General features: G+C 45.7%; 1 protein-coding gene. It reads left to right on the top strand.

What is annotated here, in order from left to right; genetic code table 11:
- A partial coding sequence (locus DXK30_RS12670; protein ID WP_114701990.1) for a Na+/H+ antiporter NhaC family protein occupies positions 1-1293 on the top strand: 1293 nt, incomplete at its 5' end.
- Positions 1294-1441: the final 148 nt, after the last annotated feature.

The raw sequence follows: 1441 nt of genomic DNA, 5'->3' as shown, positions 1-1441 counted from the left end.
CTGTCTCTTATATTGGCTATCTGTGTGCTACTTGCTATCGGTATGTACAAAGGACTTAGCTTTGATGACATGCAAGCGCAAATGGCCTCAGGTGTCATGCGCGGTATTGGTGCCATCTATTTGTTCTTCTTTATCGGATTGATGGTTGCGGCTTTGATGATGTCGGGTGCTATACCTACGCTCATGTATGTAGGCTTTCAGCTGATCTCACCTGAGTACTACTATATCTCTGCCTTTATCTTAACCTCTATTATCGGTATCGCATTGGGTAGTAGTTTGACGACTGCAGCAACGCTTGGCGTGGCGTTTATTGGTATGAGTAACGCCTTTGATGCCAATGTGGCGATAGCGGCAGGGGCTGTGGTATCAGGGGCGTTCTTCGGCGATAAGATGTCACCATTATCTGATACTTGTACCATTGCATCCTCAGTAGTGGGTATTGATCTGTTTGAGCACATTCGCAATATGATGTATACAACCGTACCTGCGTGGATACTGACGGTGATCTTGTTCTGGATGTTCTCAGGACAGACGACCAGTGCTGATCTGAGTCAAGTGACCATACTACAAGGACAGTTAATAGACAGTGGTCTGGTACATGGGTATTCGGTATTGCCGTTTGTCGTATTAGTCGGATTGGCACTGTTTCGGGTCAATGCGATTTATACGATTGTCTGTACTATTGCCGCGGCACTCATCATTACTTATATCCATAGCTCACCAAGCTTTGGACAGTTGGGTGGTTATCTGTTTGCAGGGTATGCTCCTGCTGAGTCATTAGAGCTGGGTGAGGTAGGTGGTATGCTGTCGCGTGGCGGTGTACAGAGTATGTTCTTTACTCAGGCGATTGTGATACTGGCATTAAGCTTAGGCGGTCTATTAACGGCACTAGGGATTTTGCCAGCACTATTATCTGGTATTAAGGATACATTGACGACATCAGGACGAGCTATCTTTGCGGCCGCGATGTCGGCACTGAGCATTAACGTGCTGATCGGTGAGCAGTATTTGAGTATTCTATTATCAGGTACGGCATTTCGGTCGACGTTTGAGCGCTTACATTTACATCCTAAGAATTTATCTCGGACGATTGAGGATGCAGGAACGGTGATTAATCCATTAGTGCCTTGGAGTGTGTGCGGGGTGTTTATTAGCCAAGCGTTAGGGGTGCCGGTATTAGATTACTTGCCTTATGCATTCTTCTGTTATTTGTCACTGCTACTGACGCTGCTATTCGGGTTTACGGGGCTGACGATTAGTCGGGTTAAAGGGGGGAGAGCGGTCGAAGCGTGATAGATAATGATTGATAAAAAAGGGTGGGACTAATATTAGTCCCACCCTTTTTTTGATTTGAAAGTAGATATTTATTGCTCTTCCGTTTGCGCATCCTGACTTTTGACGATTTTATGCTGATCTTCTGTACTATCGACTTTCCAGTAGC

It is taken from the genome of Psychrobacter proteolyticus (assembly GCF_003350005.1).
Taxonomy (GTDB): Bacteria; Pseudomonadota; Gammaproteobacteria; order Pseudomonadales; family Moraxellaceae; genus Psychrobacter; species Psychrobacter proteolyticus.
Note: the sequence above shows the minus strand (reverse complement) of the source record. Positions and strands in the feature narration are given on the sequence as shown.